A 17,761-nucleotide genomic window follows, 5' to 3' on the forward strand; every position below is an offset into this window, starting at 1 on the left:
AAATAATGCCAGGATACTTTGGGGCTAATATAGATGGAATAAAACCGCTTAACTATGATGAATACTTAAAAGTGCCTCAGTTAATTAATTTACAAGAATGCCGTTCTACACCTGCTCATCATGATGAAATGTTATTTATAATTATTCATCAAACTTATGAACTTTGGTTTAGGCTAATTTTGCATGAATGTGATTCGGCAATGATGGCAATGAAAAATGATGATTTATTTCTTGCAGAACGACAACTTGGGCGAGTAGTTGAAATTAATCGAATCTTAGTTCCTCAAATACATATTTTAGAAACTATGCTTCCAGTTGATTTTTTGGCTTTTAGAGATCACTTAAAACCCGCAAGTGGTTTTCAGTCAGCACAATTTCGAGAAGTAGAATTTAGTTGTGGATTAAAAGATGAGCGTATTTTAGGGGCATTTGCTGACCAACCCGAAGCATTAGAAAGACTTAAACAACGCTTAAACTCTCCAACTCTAGCAGATGCTTTTTATCAACTGCTTGCTCGCCGAGGTTTTGATGTAACTGTCCCACCTCCAAGGTCTGAAAATGAAATTTGGAATAATTGGCAGGAAAAAGTAGTAAAAGAATTATTAAAGGTCTATCTTACACCTTCGCAACATTATGATATTTATAGGCTTGCAGAACGGTTAGTTGAAGTGGATGAATATACTAATTTATGGCGATTTCATCATTTACGAATGGTGGAAAGAATGATTGGTAATAAATTTGGTACAGGTGGTAGCGAAGGAATTGGTTATCTACAACGCACTTTAGGTAATAAATTTTTTCCAGAACTTTGGCAAGTTCGCACTCATTTAGAAAAATTTAATAATAGCTAAAATAAAGATCACAAACTTTAACTTAGTATGTTTGCTAAGTTAAAGTTTGTGGTACTAGTAAAACAGCTTGGTAAATTAATTGCCTAATGCTTTTAAGCTAATTAGGCAAATACTTTACCAACACGGTCTGATAAATTATAAATTTTTCTTACAGGTAGAAGCCCTAGTAATCTATAGTCCCCAACTGCATTAAGCCCAGCAGATGCAATACATCCACATTGTTTACAATCTGGATTACCCCCAAATTGACAAGGGCTAATTTTATTTTGCAAATCAGCAGTAATATTTAAGGTTGTACGGGAAAAAATACAGTCTTTAGGTGAGTCTGGAGGTTTACGATAACCCTCAAGCACTAAGTTTGGAAGATTTAACTTAGGAAATTGTACCCTTAAGCTGGCAAGTTCATTTAATACCGCTTCACGAGTTTGAGGAGAAAGAATTTCCTCTGCTGTATCTCCAACTTGAGGAGTAAAAAGACTAAACCAAATTTTTTTAACTTCAGGACGATCTGACCAGAAGGATAAGAAATCTTTGAAATAATTAGGCTTTTTGGTCATTTGATTAGTAATTGTACAATGTACAGTAATAGAATGCCCTACGATATTTTTAAGTATTTTTTCGTAAGTTGCAGGTTTTCTTCTTACATCGTGTTCTGGTTGTAAACCATCTATGGATACCACTAAGTAGACTTCCTTTAGCTTTGCCCATTCAACAGGGATTTCACGCACTGCACTAGTAACTACTTGGACGGCAATTCCCATATCGCATAAAATAGGTAATAAGGTATTTAATTCCTTAAATCTTACTAAAGGCTCGCCTCCTACAATAGATAAATGTAAGGGCTTATGTTGTTTTACTAAAGCTACAACACCATCAACTAGAGCTTGACCTTTATAGTCAGCAAGTTGGCGAAGTGTTCCAAGGCTTCCTAAATGTTGTGGTTCATAGGCATAACAACCCGGACAACGTAAGGGACACTCACGAGTAATTTCAATAGATAAAGAAGGGTAATGACCACCTAGAATGCGCTTCCATGCTCGTAATACATCTGTAGATCTCATTTATTGTTCCTAATTTAAATGGGGGTAGTGAACGATAATTTGCAAAATAATTGCAAAATGTAATTCTACATAGATTTAAAAAAACTTTAGATTTAAGTAAGTACTTTTAGATAAAAATAAAGTTTTTAAGAAAATCAATAGCCAAAGCATAGCACAAGTATTTTAGGGACGACATCTTGCTTGGATAAAGATTTAGGGCTTAAAAAGGTGTTAAAGACACTAAGCATAAGATCATTTTGATCTAATGGATTTACAGAGATCTGATCAAAATTATCTATATAATGAGTGCTAAATCTTACAAACCACTAGCTGATGTGGTAGTTTAGGATCTTTAATCTTGACTTTATTAGATTAGAACTATATCTTGATTTTGAAGTTGTTCACAATACCATAAGTAGTGATTAGAAAATATGAATCAGCCCTTAACAACTAGAAAAAACAATACAATAGATTGTGAAATACCTCCTACCAACCCCTATTTGTCGATCCTTCAGGGAGAGTTTCCCTGGTGTTTGGATGATTCAGAAGAAACAGGTGACAGTAGTGATCTAATAGGTTGTTTTGATTTAGTTATTGCTGAGCCAGGTGTTAGTAGCAAAAGCCATAATCAGCAAAAAAGATTACAAGAGCGTTGTCATCCTAATACAACTTGGATTGCTCATACAGAGCTTTTTATGAAAGAAAATAGCTCACTGCTAGTTTTTAGTCCGCTTGAATCTATAGGCTCTTATGTTGATGCTTTGCTTAAGGCAGGACTAAATTACAATACTACTTATTTATGGCAAAAGAAACGTGTTGAAAAATCTACAGATAACATAGATCCATTTTTGGCTATTTTATGGGCTAGCAAAGGTTCTCCTTCTTATGTTCCTTTTGCTTCAGAAACTAGACTGATTAATTCTTCCCTAACAACTAATAATGGCTCTTTATCAAATATAGAAAGTAATGAAAGGTATAGTCTTTTACAGTTTTTAGTACAATCATTTACTAAACCAGATATGTTAGTGCTAGAACCTTTTACCAATAGTTTAGAGCTAATGTCTGTTTGTCAAAAGCTTTCCCGATATTGTTTAGCAATTTCTAGAAAACGTAGTCTAGTTAAACAAACAGAACAACTTTTAATTGAGTCCTTACAACAAACTGCATAAGTAGAATTTTAGTAAAAAGAAAAATTTAGGATAAAAAGCACAACAAATCTTTGTTGTGCTTTTTGTTTTAAAGAGTTTTTACTTGAAAAATAGCCTTAAAAACTGGTCTTCAAGGATAAATTGTATTTTTAATTGCAATAAATTGTAATACTGCTTCACATAAAGAGATAAGAAAAACTCTAATCCAAAACCTTATAACTGATAAAAATACTGATAAATTTATCAGTATTTTGTTAAGAATGGATGTCTTAATTACCACTTATTAATAACTTATAAAAACCGCATTAACAACACATTAAAGATGAACAGATAATATTTTTTTTACTTATAATGGCCTCAAGATAATATTCAATACACAAGTTACAAAAGTTAACTTAACCAAAATATTAGGGATATCTGATTTTGAGGGATAGTGACAGTGGAAAACCAAGAAACAAACATAATTTATTTTAATTCTGAAGAACTTGATATTGATTCTACTTTGTTGCAATCAAATTGGGAAATAGTAAATTCTCCACGGCCAATACCTGGTGAAATAGTTTGGCAAGGAAAATTTCGTCATGGAACATTTTATGCTGCTGGAAAAAAAGAGATATTTGGACGAATGTGGCATTACCTTGACGCTTGGCCTTGTAAATTAGTTTCTAGTTAATGAGAAAATTAAATAAGCATAGTTTTACTAGATATAAAACTTATGTTTTAAACATAAACAATTTATATTTGGTATTAATTAATAGCGTAAATTTATTTCTTGATTATTAAAGAAATTTATTATTTTACTAAAATAAAAAGACTTAAGCTAAAAAGCTTTAATTAATAAAATTTTAATTTTTATTAATTTTTATTAATTTTTATTAATTTTTTTTTATTAATTTTTAATTAATAAAATTTTTTCGATTACAATGGGCGTTATCAGGAATAAAAAATCAGTTTCGTAAGACCCCCGAAAATAAATAACAATAATTTCTTAAACCCTATTAAATCCTTAATCCTGATAATGTCTAATAAATTTAAAATACTATTCAATTCAAACAAGCTAAGAAAGCCTTACTAAGTGGGTGAGCATAAATTTTCTAAGATAATAAAAAAAGAAATTTTGACTGACTATGATTACATTGTAAGATTTATTTATACTTCTTCCACTTAAGGTAAATAACTAGAAATTTTTACTATCTTTAAGCTATGTAAGAAAGACATAGTTTATTTATATTATCTGGAGGATAAAATGAGCGTTGATTCAATTGTAAATTCTCTCTTAAAAGAAGTACCAAAAGCAGTAGCTGCTGGTGTAGTTGATATGGACAGTGGAATGTTAATAGCAGTAAAAACAGTAGATAGTCACCCTCAACAAGTTTTGGATTTACTTGCAGCAGCAACCAAAGATCTTTTTGAAGGTGATAATGTAATGACTATTGAGAACGTTTTTAAACGAGCTAGAGGAGTGAAAAGCGATGAAAGATATTTTCGCGAAATTATTGTAACTTCTACTAACTTACTACACTTTTTTAGCCGTTTGAAATCAAGACAATCAATTGTACTAACGGTTGTTTGTCGTATGGATGCTAACTTAGGCTTAGTAGTAACAAAAGCTAGAGATATTACCAATAGAGAAACTATTTAATTTATTTTGGTTTCGTCCATGATCAAAGCTAATAAACTCAGTGTGGGTTACGGCGAAAGAATTGTGTTAAAAAAGCTATTTTTCTCTCTACCTGATTTACGTACTACATCGATTGTTGGGCCTGGTGGTAGTGGAAAAAGTACCTTATTAAAAGTATTAAGTGGTAATGATGGTGAAGCTACTCTTTGGAAAAAAGGTAGTTTCACTATCAGTTCTCAAAATTTAGCTTATTTACCACAAAAATTTTCTAGCAACAAAAAACATTACGCCAAGTTTTGATACAAGAAAATGCTTCTTACTTAAATATCACTTGGTTATTAAACTGTTGGAAAGTTCTTCCTAATGCTCCAACGTTACTATTACAAAATTTAGATAAGCCTTTTGATGAATTATCTTTATCATTACAAAAGTTACTGCAACTTGCTATTACATTAAGTGAGCGTTACCACTTAATAATGTTAGATGAGCCAGAAGTAGATATTAATGCTAAAGAACAAAATTGGCTGATTAAACAGCTTCAATCTCTTAATGGCTATAAGACCATTATTATTGTTACTCATAATTTAGCTTTTACTTATGAAGTAGCAGACTATGTTATTTTTATGCTTGACGGTGAAATAATTGAAAGTGCAGACAAAGAAACATTTTTTAATAATCCAAAAAAATTAAGGACAAAACAATTTATTAATTGGGGAAGTTAGGAAAATATGGACTTTAATTGGGTAATAAAAGATTCTTTAGCTGGTTCAGATATGCCAGGCTTAATGAATGAGCTTGAAGAAGATATAGTTTTCTTAAAACAAATGAATATTCATTTAATCGTTACTTTGACAGAATCACCATTAAATCCATGTTTATCAAATTTTGGTTTTAAGGTAATTCATTTTCCTATTCTTGATATGGGATTTCCTATGCCTCGTGCTTGTCAAGAAATATGTAATCAAGTTATAGAATCTATAAACAATAAACTACCTGTATTATTTCATTGCAAAGCTGGTCAAGGCCGCACCGGATTAATGTTAGCTTGTACCTTAGTTTCATTAGGCCAAAGTGCAGAAGAGGCACTTTCAACAGTAAGAAAAGTAAATCGTGCTTATGTTCAAACAAATTCTCAAGAAAGTTTTATTACCAACTACTTTCAGTTTTTGTCAAAACAATTAATAACAATATAAGTGTTTTGTAAAAGACACTTCCTTTATAAACAAAAACCTTGTGGTTTTATTTTTATAAATAGGAGGTTTCATATGCAAGAAATGCCTGTGCAACAGATTCAAAGCTCAATAAAAAATATTGTCTTAAAATTGCAAAACATAGACCTAAAAAAATATGAAGAAGCTACATATCAATATATTCTTAACAATTTACAATTAGAATTAACTCCATTATTTGATGAATGGCAAGCATTTCTAAATAAAATAGATACTCACTATGCAATAATTTTAAGTGAGTCTAATAAAATATCAAATAATAACATTCAAGGTGAAATAGAAAGTTCAAATGTAGAAGATGATATAGATCTTTCTACTCCTATTAGTCAATTAAGTAATACTATTGCTATAGCTAAATGGGATTATGAATGGAAATCGGCAGCCTTAACATCAAAACTAGAGTCTGAAGATTCTTTAAGTCTTTTGTTATCTATTTGTAATATTTGCAGTGCAATATTTAAAGGCTCTCAAGCTATTGAAGAAACCTTATGCAATTATGAAGCAATAGAACCAGATGAACTGTTTGCTAATAGATCTAAAGAACAATTAATAATCTCTTTAGAAATACGTAGAGTTTATACTAAGTTTTCTAAAATGGTGTCAGAAGAAAATTGGGCAAATGATATAGAATTAACTACAATGATAATTAGAGAAAGATTACGTCGTATTGGTTCTGCAATAGCTGTTCTTTATGGTAGAGATGTTTTTTCTCATCTACGAGTTTCTGATAGAGTTTTAATTAAACAATTGCAACAAAGAATATTAAACTGGTTATCTAACAAAACAATTGATTTGGAGACAGGAAAAACTATTTGGCAGGATGTTTGCAGCTTTGCAGAGTTATTAACAGAAATTAACAATAGAGCAGAGTTAATACAACATGATAACCAAACACTTTCTACCGTGTACGATGAATTAGCCTCTTTACCTGATTTTATTAAACCTTTACCTGATAATTTATTTACTCAATTAAAAACAGCTTTTGGGCGTAATGGTTATTTAGATCAATTAATTCAACAATATAAAGATATCCCTGTTAGTCAATGGAAAAAAACTATCCATATTGTTAAGCAACAATTAACTAGTTCTAATTCTTATGCTTAATAGACTAAGTAACTTAAAGAAATACAATTACTATAATTAAAATATTAAAGCTTTTTATTTATGAATTTTTGTTATTTCCATTTCAAGCCTTTAAAATATAGAACACTCTATTGTTCTTAAACTCAAGTCTTATAGTCTTTTGTTGGTTAAGAGGTTTCTGTTTTAGCTGATTTTATTACTAAATCTGCTATTTACTTTTAGTTTTAATTAGAACAACAAAGAATATTTTTGTAGAGAAATAATAATGAAAAACAATGTTTTAACTAATCACACAACACATTATCCAATACAACTTAGAAGTAACCATAGTATTTTGGAACAAATATGCAAGATGGAACATCTGTTTCACCTTGCATTTGTTATAAGAGGTTATTTAGCTTTGTAAATATTACTGTAGTGCTTCTTTAAGCAAGGCTGCTCCACCAAGTAAGGCAGCATCATTGCCTAGTGTACATTTAGGTAGCTTAAAGTTTTCTAATGCTGCTGGAAACGCTCTAACCTTAAGTTGTTTTTCAATTTCCGGTTCAAGTAATGGATAAGCAGATGAACCGCCTCCACCAATTACTACAGCTTGAGGGTTAAGAGTATTAAGCATGCCTGCAATTGCAATTCCTAGGGCTGAACCAGCACGAACAAAAGCACGTTGTGCGCCTTCGTCACCTTCATGCGCTAATTCAAAAGCTTTTTTGGCTGTATTAGCTTCTGAGCCATATTCTTTAGCTAATCTAGCCATTGCTGTAGCAGATGCGTAAGTTTCTAAACATCCACGCGCACCACAACCGCAAAGATGGCCGTCTTCATCAATAGAAATATGTCCAATCTCTGCTGCTGCTCCATTTACCCCACGCCAAAGTTTGCCTGATAAAATAATTCCACCACCTACACCAGTTCCTAAAGTGTAAACAACAACTGTGTGTAAGCCTACAGCAGCACCAAAAAAAGTTTCTCCCATTGCATAAACATTAGCGTCATTTTCAATGATACAAGGCAGTTTGGTTTGTCTGGTAATTTCTGCTGCCATAGGATAATTATTAAGCTCTGGTAAATTAGGAGCTTTTGATAAACGATCCATTTGCGGCGAGGCTGTGCCAGGGGCGGCAATTGCAATACCTATTACTCCTTGATCTGTAAACTCTAGTGCTTGTTTGGAAATTAACCCAACTATTTCTTCTGCTCCGCGTGGGGTAGGGTGCATTATTCGTTTTACAACCTGGTTGTTTGCTACTAAAGCAACTCTAAGATTAGTTCCGCCTAAATCAACAGTGATAGCTGCTTGGTTTTCTGACATTAGTGCCTCCAAATGGAAATAGTATTTTTAAGTTAAAAAATAAATAATAGGTTTCTTTAAGTATTTTTGGAAATGTCTTCTATTTAATCTGTCAAGTGTAATCATGATGTAACATTTTAGTAAATTTTCTGTAACAAAATTTTCCTGAAATATTGCAGATTAGGTCTGATAATTTTCTATAATTTAAGAAGGATAAAGCTTTATGCCACATATTCAAGTCAATGGAGCTAATATTTACTATGAGGAACAAGGCGCAGGCAAAGAAACAATTGTTTTTGCACATGGATTGCTTTGGAGTGGGAAATTATATGAACAGCAAGTTAAAGTATTAAAAGAGCGTTATCGCTGCATCACATTTGACTTTCGCGGTCAGGGACAAAGCGAGGCTACTCAAGATGGTTACGACATGGACACACTTTGCAAAGACGCAGCAGAGCTAATAAAAAAACTTAATGCTGTGCCTTGTCATTTTGTTGGCCTATCAATGGGCGGTTTTGTTGGTATGCGGCTAGCTTTTCGCTATCCAGAATTACTTAAAACTTTGACTTTGATGGAGACATCAGCCGATCCAGAACCCCAAGAAAACCTTGGACGGTATAAATTGTTAAATTTTGTTGTAGGTCTTTTTGGCTTTGGTTTAGTTATAGGTCAAGTTATGCCTATTATGTTTGGAAAAAAGTTTTTAACCGATCCTAGCCGAGTAGAATTAAAAGCAGAAATGAAACGTCGTATTTTAAGCAATCGTAAAAGCATAACTCGTGCTGTTAAAGGGATAATTGAACGAAAAGGAGTTTATGAAGAAATTAAACAAATTAAAACGCCTACATTAATTATTGTTGGCGATCAGGACACAGCAACTGTGCCAGCCAAGTCAGAACGTATTCACAAACAAATTGAAGGATCAAAACTAGTAATAATTGCTGGTGCTGGGCATACTTCAACCCTTGAAGAGCCTGAAAAAGTAAACCAAGTTTTAGTAGAATTTTTAGACAGCAATAAACAATTGTAGCCAAATGAAATCCCCAATAAAATTAGCCGCAAAGTTTTTAATTTACTAATTTTTAAGTAATTTTAGGAGTTTTTCATGTCATCATGAGACAATGATTATCGTATTGAAAAAGATTCTCTAGGAGAAATACGAGTTCCAGCTAAAGCCCTCTATGGAGCGCAAACCCAACGAGCAGTAGAAAATTTTCCTATTAGCGGGCTACGCTTTCCAAGAGAATTTATCCGCGCTTTAGGGTTAATAAAACTAGCTTCAGCCGAAGTTAATTTATCTTTAGGGTTGCTAGCGGCTGAACAAGCTAACCCAATTAAAGCTGCTTCTCAAGAAGTTGCAGACGGCCTTTTAGACGAACATTTCCCAATAGATATTTTTCAAACTGGTTCAGGTACTTCTACCAATATGAACGCCAACGAAGTAATTGCTAACCGAGCATTACAAATTATTGGTGTTGAAATGGGGTCAAAGCAAATTCATCCTAACGACCATGTAAATATGGGTCAGTCATCAAATGACGTTATTCCTACCTGTATTCATTTAGCAGCTTATTTAGCTACAAGTGAAAGCCTGTTGCCAGCACTTAAGCATTTGCACCAGACTTTAACAAATCGCATGGCTGATTGTGATGATGTAGTAAAAACAGGTCGTACCCATTTAATGGACGCTATGCCAATTCGTTTAAGCCAACAAATTAGCGGTTGGGCCAGCCAAGTTAAACATTCTATTGAAAGAGTTAGTGCAGCACTTCCAAGACTTGCAGAAATGGCTTTAGGTGGTACTGCTGTAGGAACAGGCATTAATGCACATCCAGATTATGCTAAAGCCGTAGCTCAAGAATTAGCTCGGCTTACAAATTTACCTTTATGTGAAGCAGAAAATCATTTTGAAGCTCAAGCTGCCCAAGATGCTGCTGTTGAGCTATCAGGACAACTTAAAACAGTAGCAGTTTCCTTAATGAAAATTGCTAATGATCTTCGTTGGATGAACTCAGGCCCACAAGCAGGGCTAGGGGAAATTGTTTTACCTGCTCTTCAACCAGGATCTTCAATTATGCCAGGAAAAATCAATCCTGTAATTTCTGAGGCTACCATTATGGCTTGTGCGCATGTGATTGGTAATGACACAGCTATTACTTTAGGCGGTCAATGGGGTAATTTTGAGTTAAATGTAATGCTACCAGTAATTGCCTATAACCTTTTACAGTCAATTACTGTGCTAGCAAATGTCTCTCGTGTGCTAGCGGATAAGGCTGTAGCAGGCTTTACAGTAAACCGCGAGCAAATTGCTGATGTAGTAGAAAAAAATCCAATTATGGTGACAGCACTTAATCCAGTAATTGGATATGATTTAGCTGCTAAAATTGCTAAACGGGCTTATGCTGAAAATCGCCGAGTCCGTGAAGTTGCCGAAGAAATGACAGATCTTAGTGCTGAAGAACTAGCTAAGCTTCTTGATCCACGAGAATTAACCGAAGGTGGCATTAAGGGCGGTGGCACAGGCGGCTAAAAAATATATAAATAAATAATTGCTAAAAAAATAACCTGTAGGATAATAGCTAATACTTATTCTATAGGTTATTTTTTATGAAAAATCTTCTTAAATTAATATTACTATTTTTTTTAGTAATACAGCTTAGTTGTAATCATTATAAATCCAACATTAATCAAAAAATAAAAGATTTAGAACAATTGTTTAACCTAATAGAAAAATACCAAGTAAAAGACTTCCGTAACCAAGATTGGTGTAAAAATATTAACTATATTAAAGGAAAATATGCTAAAACTTCTAAGGAATCAACTTGCATTTTATTTGAAGGTGAGACAAAAGAATTTAATAAAGAGGCAGAAGAAGACTTTAATTTAATAGCTAGAGAGTTAGAAAAAACAAAAGCAGATGTATTATTTTTTAGTATAAAATTGGAAAATAACAAAATAGCTACAGCAGAATTTAATATAAATTGTGGGTTTTGTCGTCCTAGTTATGTATATGAACCAAATTATAAGCTACCAGAAAATATGGGTCAGGAAATGATATTTAGCCGAATAGATAATAATTGGTATTTAGTAGAAGAAGATTGGAATTAATAGAAAGGAAATATAAATTGTATGAATAAGGAAACTAAATTAACCATAATTTTAATATCAAGTGTTGTTCCTGCTGGGGTAGCTGGGCTTGGTTATGCAGGCTGGATGGAAGTTGAGGTAAATATATTTGTTGCTTTGGCTATGGTAATAATTGGGGGAGCAGTTGCGGGGGTAATGAATGGTAATAATTCTTTAGAGAAAGCTTTATACCCAATCCCTTTTATTATTGGTGGAGTTGTTTTTATGTTTGGTACAACCTTTTACTTATCTTTTAGAACCGTAATTATGGATATTGAGTTAGCAATTCCTTGGAGCAGTAGGATTTATGGCTTTTTTACTCTCTTATGCCTTAATTAACAAAATTTTACAGGCGAAAATTAAAGACAATTCAGAGCGAGTAAATTTTTAAATAAAACTAATAAAACTTAGGTTTAAATAAGCAACTTGGAAGTTAACTAGGTCGATAATCCCGAATGAATAATCATTCATTTTTAGTAAAATAAAAAATATAAAGGATAAAGCTATGGCTATTCGTATCAACGAGAACCAAAACACCCCAATAATTAGCAATAATGAAACTCAAAGCCCCCAACAAACACAACAAACACAAACTACAACACATTCAGCCATTAATGAACGTCCTGATTCTGGGCGAGATAGCAGACTACAAGGACAATTTAGTCAATCTCGTACAAACATAGATGCTCAGCGTGTACTTGGACAAATTAACCAAGGCTTAAATAACCCCACAAATACAGATGATTATCGTCCTATTCGTAATGCTTCTGTTAGTAATATTCCAATGGCTGCCGATGTTGTAGATCGTCGTTTAAGCAATTTAGTTTCTAATCGTCCAGCACGAAATATGCCTGCAACAGCAGATTTAGTTAGCCGTAGCAATAGCCCCCGTGAAGCAACAAAAACAATTTCTCTTTCTGCTCAACCAAATTCCCAAATCAGAGATTTACAATCTGTAAGCTCAACAATTGATGTTGCAGATGATGTAAATATTAGCCAAGTAAAAGTAAATATTGATATTGCACACACTTATCAAGGTGATTTAGTTGTTAAATTACGTTCTCCAGAAGGTAAAGAAGTCACCTTACATAATCGCACAGGTGGCTCAGCAGATAATTTAGTATTTGAAGCTAACCCAGCAGACTTTAACGGTTTAAGCAGCAAAGGCGCGTGGTCAGTAGTAGTTGAAGACAAAGCTAACCAAGATACAGGAACATTTAAGTCATGGAATCTTTCAATTACTGGCGAGCCAAAAAATGTCACACCACCAACAGGTGGCACAATAACTAAAACTGCTACACCAAATGCAGCTGTCAAAGATAATCAAACAACCACTTCATTTATTGACATTACAGATGAAGGACAGATTGAAAATCTAAAAGTAAACCTAGACATTGCACATACTTATCAAGGTGACTTAGTTGTAAAGCTAAAATCACCATCAGGTAAAGAAGTAGTGCTACATAATAAAACAGGTGGAAGCACAGATAATTTACAATTAGATTTGGATCGCACAGAATTTGCTAATGAACCTGTAAAGGGGCGTTGGACATTGACTGTAGAAGATACAGCCCGACAAGATGAAGGAGTATTAAAATCTTGGGGCTTGGCACTAAAAACTAAAGGCACAACTCCACCACCTCCACCACCTCCACCACAACAAGGACGCGAAGTTGTAGTTGCTGTTTTTGATGGTGGTGTAGATTATAACCACACAGATTTAGACGGCAATATGTGGGTTAATCGTCGTGAAGTTGCTGGAGATGGAATTGATAATGATAACAATGGTGTTGTAGACGATGTGTTTGGTATAAATACTAGCAATAACACAGGAGATCCATTTAAGGGTTCAGGTACAGATCATGGAACTCACGTAGCAGGTATTATTGCTGCTGAGGATAATGGAACAGGTACAACAGGAGTTGCAGCTAAATCTAATGTAAAAATTATGAGCGTTGGCGGTATGTATGATGGTGCTGGCACACGCGACTTATTAGATAATTTTGAAGCTGGTGTTAATTATGTAGTTAAAATGAAAGAACAAGGTGTTAATGTTCGAGTAATTAATTGTAGCTTTGCTAAGATTTATGACGATCCAGCTTCACAAGCTCGTTGGAATGCCGCACTTGATAAACTAGCTGCTGCTGACATTATGTTAGTTGCTTCTGGTGGTAACACAGGCAGAAACGTTAATGACTTAAACCGTTTTCCAAATAATGCTAGACAGCCAAATATTCTTACCGTAGCAGCACTTGATACAACTGGTGGCAAACTAGCAAGCTTTTCCTCTTTTGGGGACAGAGTTGTAGAGCTTGCAGCACCAGGTGAAAAAATTCTTTCTACCGTTCCTGGAAATAAATATGAAGAATTTGATGGTACTTCAATGGCAGCACCCCACGTTGCTGCTGCTGCATCAATTTTATTCTCTAAATATCCAACTATGACCGCAGTGCAAGCACGAGAAATTATTTTATCTACTGTTGAACTTGACCCAGACCTAGAAGGCAAAGTCAGCACTAAAGGTAAATTAGATATTGCTGCTGCTGTTGCTAAAGCTGATGCAATGTTTGGTGCTTAAATCTGCTAACCAAAAAATAAATCTAGTATAAAAGAAGTCTCCTAATTTGGGAGACTTCTTTATTTAGGTTATAAATTATTAAAAATAGGATTATTTATGGATAAGAATGTTAGTTTAGAAACTTTATTAGCTGCTCCAAAAAATATAGAAATAAATGGAAATACTTATAGCCTTCAAGCTTATTTGTGGCGGAATTTAATGCCAGGCGAAGACACTAAAGACGGCTTACAAGCCTTAGTTCAGCTTGTTGCAGAAGGCCAAGAATCCTTTCCTTCAGAGGTTAATGCTATTTATCTTTGGGTAATTAAAGAACAAGAAGTTTGGCAAACAGAGTTTTTAACAGAAGAACGCACCGCGCCAGAAAAAAATCAATTGGAAAAATTAGCTGTTGGCGGGCCAAACTGGACAGGAGAAGTTACTGTAGTAGTTGAAATTTATACAACTAATAATGATAAATATTTGCTTCAAAGTCCTAATCAAAAAATTCATAAAGTATTTTAGTAGATCTAAAACGATCTAAATTCTAGAAATTCGCTTGGAAGTTTAACAAAATAAGCGACTTTTAGATATTAAAATAGCTAATAATCTTCTTTAACCAAACACTCTTAACTAAGTGTTAAAAAGTGGTTTATTAAAAATAAGGGAAAATTAACTGGGAATAAATATCTTGCCAAAATTTTATTAATCTGAATAATTAGGCATAGTTAATCCTAAAAACACACCTTAAAAACCAAGAATTATAAAATTTTATTTAAGGAGTAGCTCTCTATTGATGAAGCAACAGGGTAGAAGTCTAAAATACTATTTAGCCAGTGCTGCGGGATTTGCTATTGGATTTGCTACGGTTATTTCTCCATTTGCTTATTATGAAGTAAAAGCAAGTGATGTTATTTACCAAAGTAAAAATAAATTAATAAGTTCTTTTAATAAAAATTTAATGGTAGCATCAGTAAAAAATCTTACTGAAGAGAAAGTTTTGTCTCCTATAGAGCAAAATAATAAAAACAACCTTGATTTAGTTGTTGAAAAATTACCAGAAACAAATTCTTTAAGAATAGAAGAAAAATCTTCTCAAAGAATAGATTTAGAAGCTAAAGAAGAACCAACAATAGAAGAAGTTCTTTCAGATACATTGAAGTTTGCTAACCGTTTACGTAATGGTAAAAGAGTTAAAATGGTTGCTACAGCTTATTGTCTTAAAGGAACCACTGCATCAGGAGTAACTAGCAAATATGGAATTATTGCTGCTGATCCAGCATATTTACCTATAGGTTCTATAGTTCGTGTACAAGTAGGTGGATATACAGGACTTTATAGCGTATTAGATACAGGAGCAAAAATTAAAGGTAGAAAAATAGATGTTTACCTTGCTAGTGGTAAGGAAGCTATGCAGTTTGGTCGAAGAGATGTGATGCTGCAAGTTTTGCGCTATGGTTGGAATCCTCAAACTTGTAGCGATGTACTTTTAGATGAAAAGAAATCTCTTAACGCCTCTATTAAATAATTCATTGTGAACCTGTTTACCAAAACTAAAGGCCAAGTAACTTAAATTACTTGGCCGTCTTTATTTTGTTAACTCTTATTAATTCTTTTTGTAGGCTTTCAAATCCTCGCTGCATTGCCCAGTGATGATTCCAAGAAAATATTGGTTTAGCAATAAAAGAAAAGTAACGTAACAATGGCTTTTCTGCCAAAATATGCCAATCAAACTGAACTTTAGTAATTTTTCCTTCTTGAGAAAGCGTCCAAATTCCCCGTCCAACAAAATCACCTGTGGCTTTAATTTCCATAGAAGTTGGGGCATTAAATGCTGTTACTTCTGCTGTCCATTTTAATGTATAAGGAAGCCATCCTTTAGTATGAAAATAAATTTTATCTCCTACGCGGTCTGCTCGTCCTGATTTTTCTGCTTTTGCTGCTAAATAAACATCAGGCCACCAACGTGGTAAGTCAGCACCATTTTCTATTATTTGAAAAATTGCTTCTATTGAGCCTTCAACTTGCCAATTAGTAAAAAAATGATATTCGTTAATAGACATTTGTATTAGTAAAATTAAACTAGTATTTTATAATAGGTAGTTTGTAAAGCAAATAATACCCCTCTAAGTTGATCAACTAGGGTTTTTAGCTCATAAAATGTATCACGATCAGGGAAAGTATTGCTTTTTAGATCTGCTTGGGCAATGGAAATAACATTGCTAAGGTCTGTTATGCTATTTAAAAGTTCTTGAAAAAGATTTTCTACTCCTGGGCCTATTTCTTGTGTTTCTACCGTATCAGCAGAAGTAGCTTTTAGAAAGTTTGCCTCTAATCCTCCAGTAGAAAACCGAGAAACAGAATCAGAAATATTTACAGCACTACCAGGCTGGGAAGTAAGTAAAAGGGCTGCTTCTAAATCATGTTCTGAAGCATCCATAAAAACTTTTTGTAGCTCATGTTCAGTAACAGCTTTAATAGCTGCTGTTAACTCTTGGCTTAGTTCTCTAGGATTTTGGGGTCTATCAGCGGGTTTTTTAGCTAATGTGTGCATTACTACAGCATTTACAATAGCAGGTAAGCCAGATTTGGCTTCATAAATAGGTTTTGGCTTTTCTGATATATGTTTCATTACAATAATACCAGCTTTTTTACCATCAAATGGAAAAACACCTGTAAGCATACGATAAATTATTATTCCTAATGAATAAATATCTGACCGGGTATCAACTTCTAGACCTCCACATTGTTCTGGCGACATATAAAAAGGAGTGCCAACAACAAACCCTGCTTGTGTTAAACGGGTTGCTTCTTCTTCATCATCAACTTTACCTAAAAACCTAGCAATACCAAAATCTACTAGTTTAACGATTTCTCTATCCTCATCTTTATGAAAGAAAATATTATCTGGTTTAAGATCTCTATGAACAATGCTATGGTCATGAGCAATTGCTAAAGCATTACAAATTTGCTGGATTACACTGTTAGTTTCTTGTAAAGAAAAAGTACCTTTAGATACTAGGCGTTGTTCTAAAGTATCTCCCTGTAGTAATTCCATAACTACATAAACAGTTTTAGTTTCAATTCCACTAATTTTAAAATCGCCAATAGACTTTTCTGGCATTTTAATTTTTGTAACACCAAAATCCATTATTGCAATAGCATTGGTGTGACGTATTTTCATTGTTAGCAGTGCTTCACGTCGAAAACGTTCTACAGCTTTAGGATCATTAGCTAAATGGGGATGAATAATTTTTATTGCTACAGGGGCATTTAATTGTATATGAATGGCTTTATAAACCATTCCTGTACCACCACGAGCAATTTTAGATTCAATTTTATATTTACCATCTATTTCTAGGGCAATAAAGGGATCGTCTGGTTCAACTGAAACTAGTCTTTGTCCGTCAAAAACACAGAAAGTATTAGAATCTTCATATGCACGTTTACATTCAATACACTGTTTCATGGCTAAATCAAAACCCTAAAAATTAGAGTCCCTTTTTCTATTTTATATTTGCCACTTTTTTTGGGCAAATTCTAATTAATTAATGAATCGAAGATAACTAAATCCTTAACTTAATGTATTAGACATTATCAGGAATAGCATTTTAGAAAAATTTTGATATTGATTTATAAGCACTTAGATTGCTTATTTCTTTATTCCCAATAATGTCTATTGTAAACAAAGTTTTCTGAGATTTTATTTCTTAACGCCCCAACGGGGCGGCATATTTGTAGCGTAGGGTTTCAACCCTACGTATGATAGTATAGTATTTATAGAGTCACGTAGTGACGACATAATTTAAATATTGTGTTAA

General features: G+C 33.4%; 19 protein-coding genes. 15 read left to right on the forward strand and 4 right to left on the reverse strand.

Features of this window, described 5'->3' with window-relative positions; genetic code table 11:
• Positions 1 to 5: 5 nt before the first annotated feature.
• Positions 6 to 851: a tryptophan 2,3-dioxygenase gene (locus IPK14_15230; GenBank protein MBK7994676.1), complete on the forward strand. Its 846-nt coding sequence runs from the start codon at positions 6 to 8 to the stop codon at positions 849 to 851.
• A gap of 101 nt (positions 852 to 952) precedes the next feature.
• Here the strand turns inward: IPK14_15230 and IPK14_15235 are convergent, their stop codons facing one another.
• The gene (locus IPK14_15235) at positions 953 to 1,912 is read right to left on the reverse strand and encodes a radical SAM protein (protein MBK7994677.1); all 960 of its coding nucleotides are present in this window, start codon (positions 1,910 to 1,912) and stop codon (positions 953 to 955) included.
• 410 nt (positions 1,913 to 2,322) lie between these two features.
• Between IPK14_15235 and IPK14_15240 the strand changes: the two genes are divergently transcribed.
• The 7 genes from IPK14_15240 (at position 2,323) to IPK14_15270 (ending at position 6,993) form a co-directional block, all read left to right on the forward strand.
• Positions 2,323 to 3,060 carry a site-specific DNA-methyltransferase gene (locus IPK14_15240; protein MBK7994678.1) on the forward strand — a complete coding sequence of 246 codons (738 nt, stop codon included), beginning with the start codon at positions 2,323 to 2,325 and terminating at the stop codon, positions 3,058 to 3,060.
• 418 nt (positions 3,061 to 3,478) lie between these two features.
• A complete protein-coding gene (locus IPK14_15245; protein ID MBK7994679.1) occupies positions 3,479 to 3,712 on the forward strand; it encodes a hypothetical protein in 234 nt (77 codons plus the stop codon).
• A 573-nt stretch (positions 3,713 to 4,285) separates the two neighbouring features.
• The gene (locus tag IPK14_15250) at positions 4,286 to 4,681 is read left to right on the forward strand and encodes a hypothetical protein (GenBank protein MBK7994680.1); all 396 of its coding nucleotides are present in this window, start codon (positions 4,286 to 4,288) and stop codon (positions 4,679 to 4,681) included.
• 18 nt (positions 4,682 to 4,699) lie between these two features.
• On the forward strand, positions 4,700 to 4,960 hold the full coding sequence (locus tag IPK14_15255) for an ATP-binding cassette domain-containing protein (GenBank protein ID MBK7994681.1): 261 nt from the start codon (positions 4,700 to 4,702) through the stop codon (positions 4,958 to 4,960).
• Entirely contained in the window at positions 4,957 to 5,382 is a 426-nt protein-coding gene (locus tag IPK14_15260) for a hypothetical protein (GenBank protein ID MBK7994682.1), read from the forward strand. The genes IPK14_15255 and IPK14_15260 overlap by 4 nt, the downstream gene beginning before the upstream one ends.
• 6 nt (positions 5,383 to 5,388) lie before the next feature.
• The gene (locus IPK14_15265; protein MBK7994683.1) at positions 5,389 to 5,853 is read left to right on the forward strand and encodes a tyrosine-protein phosphatase; all 465 of its coding nucleotides are present in this window, start codon (positions 5,389 to 5,391) and stop codon (positions 5,851 to 5,853) included.
• Between the two features lie 72 nt (positions 5,854 to 5,925).
• Positions 5,926 to 6,993, forward strand: coding sequence for a hypothetical protein (locus IPK14_15270; protein ID MBK7994684.1), 1,068 nt, complete (start codon positions 5,926 to 5,928; stop codon positions 6,991 to 6,993).
• A gap of 388 nt (positions 6,994 to 7,381) precedes the next feature.
• Here the strand turns inward: IPK14_15270 and IPK14_15275 are convergent, their stop codons facing one another.
• Positions 7,382 to 8,281, reverse strand: a complete 900-nt coding sequence (locus IPK14_15275; GenBank protein MBK7994685.1) for an ROK family protein — start codon at positions 8,279 to 8,281, stop codon at positions 7,382 to 7,384.
• 202 nt (positions 8,282 to 8,483) lie between these two features.
• On the opposite strand from IPK14_15275, the gene IPK14_15280 reads away from it, so the two are divergent.
• The 7 genes from IPK14_15280 (at position 8,484) to IPK14_15310 (ending at position 15,468) form a co-directional block, all read left to right on the forward strand.
• Complete coding sequence (locus IPK14_15280) at positions 8,484 to 9,290, forward strand: alpha/beta hydrolase (GenBank protein MBK7994686.1); 807 nt, start codon at positions 8,484 to 8,486, stop codon at positions 9,288 to 9,290.
• A 102-nt stretch (positions 9,291 to 9,392) separates the two neighbouring features.
• Positions 9,393 to 10,790, forward strand: coding sequence for a class II fumarate hydratase (locus IPK14_15285; protein ID MBK7994687.1), 1,398 nt, complete (start codon positions 9,393 to 9,395; stop codon positions 10,788 to 10,790).
• Positions 10,791 to 10,867: 77 nt separating this feature from the next.
• On the forward strand, positions 10,868 to 11,368 hold the full coding sequence (locus IPK14_15290) for a hypothetical protein (protein MBK7994688.1): 501 nt from the start codon (positions 10,868 to 10,870) through the stop codon (positions 11,366 to 11,368).
• A gap of 21 nt (positions 11,369 to 11,389) precedes the next feature.
• The gene (locus IPK14_15295; protein ID MBK7994689.1) at positions 11,390 to 11,725 is read left to right on the forward strand and encodes a hypothetical protein; all 336 of its coding nucleotides are present in this window, start codon (positions 11,390 to 11,392) and stop codon (positions 11,723 to 11,725) included.
• A 166-nt stretch (positions 11,726 to 11,891) separates the two neighbouring features.
• Entirely contained in the window at positions 11,892 to 13,964 is a 2,073-nt protein-coding gene (locus tag IPK14_15300; protein MBK7994690.1) for a proprotein convertase P-domain-containing protein, read from the forward strand.
• A gap of 96 nt (positions 13,965 to 14,060) precedes the next feature.
• Positions 14,061 to 14,465 carry a hypothetical protein gene (locus IPK14_15305; protein MBK7994691.1) on the forward strand — a complete coding sequence of 135 codons (405 nt, stop codon included), beginning with the start codon at positions 14,061 to 14,063 and terminating at the stop codon, positions 14,463 to 14,465.
• 268 nt (positions 14,466 to 14,733) lie between these two features.
• Complete coding sequence (locus tag IPK14_15310; GenBank protein ID MBK7994692.1) at positions 14,734 to 15,468, forward strand: 3D domain-containing protein; 735 nt, start codon at positions 14,734 to 14,736, stop codon at positions 15,466 to 15,468.
• 46 nt (positions 15,469 to 15,514) lie between these two features.
• Here IPK14_15310 and IPK14_15315 read toward each other — a convergent pair whose 3' ends face one another.
• Both IPK14_15315 and IPK14_15320 read right to left on the reverse strand, forming a co-directional pair.
• A complete protein-coding gene (locus tag IPK14_15315) occupies positions 15,515 to 15,997 on the reverse strand; it encodes a polyketide cyclase (protein ID MBK7994693.1) in 483 nt (160 codons plus the stop codon).
• Between the two features lie 20 nt (positions 15,998 to 16,017).
• A complete protein-coding gene (locus IPK14_15320) occupies positions 16,018 to 17,409 on the reverse strand; it encodes a serine/threonine protein kinase (GenBank protein MBK7994694.1) in 1,392 nt (463 codons plus the stop codon).
• Positions 17,410 to 17,761 lie beyond the last annotated feature (352 nt).

It is taken from the genome of Blastocatellia bacterium, assembly GCA_016713405.1.
In the GTDB taxonomy this organism is placed as follows: domain Bacteria; phylum Acidobacteriota; class Blastocatellia; order Chloracidobacteriales; family JADJPF01; genus JADJPF01.

Excerpts from the sequence above, each read along its gene's own strand:
- IPK14_15255 (MBK7994681.1), top strand. The coding sequence starts at position 4,700 with ATGATCAAAGCTAATAAACTCAGTGTGGGTTACGGCGAAAGAATTGTG.
- IPK14_15290 (MBK7994688.1), top strand. The coding sequence starts at position 10,868 with ATGAAAAATCTTCTTAAATTAATATTACTATTTTTTTTAGTAATACAG.
- IPK14_15265 (MBK7994683.1), top strand. The coding sequence starts at position 5,389 with ATGGACTTTAATTGGGTAATAAAAGATTCTTTAGCTGGTTCAGATATG.
- IPK14_15240 (MBK7994678.1), top strand. The coding sequence starts at position 2,323 with ATGAATCAGCCCTTAACAACTAGAAAAAACAATACAATAGATTGTGAA.
- IPK14_15270 (MBK7994684.1), top strand. The coding sequence starts at position 5,926 with ATGCAAGAAATGCCTGTGCAACAGATTCAAAGCTCAATAAAAAATATT.
- IPK14_15250 (MBK7994680.1), top strand. The coding sequence starts at position 4,286 with ATGAGCGTTGATTCAATTGTAAATTCTCTCTTAAAAGAAGTACCAAAA.
- IPK14_15275 (MBK7994685.1), bottom strand. The coding sequence starts at position 8,281 with ATGTCAGAAAACCAAGCAGCTATCACTGTTGATTTAGGCGGAACTAAT.
- IPK14_15300 (MBK7994690.1), top strand. The coding sequence starts at position 11,892 with ATGGCTATTCGTATCAACGAGAACCAAAACACCCCAATAATTAGCAAT.
- IPK14_15305 (MBK7994691.1), top strand. The coding sequence starts at position 14,061 with ATGGATAAGAATGTTAGTTTAGAAACTTTATTAGCTGCTCCAAAAAAT.
- IPK14_15280 (MBK7994686.1), top strand. The coding sequence starts at position 8,484 with ATGCCACATATTCAAGTCAATGGAGCTAATATTTACTATGAGGAACAA.
- IPK14_15320 (MBK7994694.1), bottom strand. The coding sequence starts at position 17,409 with ATGAAACAGTGTATTGAATGTAAACGTGCATATGAAGATTCTAATACT.
- IPK14_15235 (MBK7994677.1), bottom strand. The coding sequence starts at position 1,912 with ATGAGATCTACAGATGTATTACGAGCATGGAAGCGCATTCTAGGTGGT.
- IPK14_15230 (MBK7994676.1), top strand. The coding sequence starts at position 6 with ATGCCAGGATACTTTGGGGCTAATATAGATGGAATAAAACCGCTTAAC.
- IPK14_15295 (MBK7994689.1), top strand. The coding sequence starts at position 11,390 with ATGAATAAGGAAACTAAATTAACCATAATTTTAATATCAAGTGTTGTT.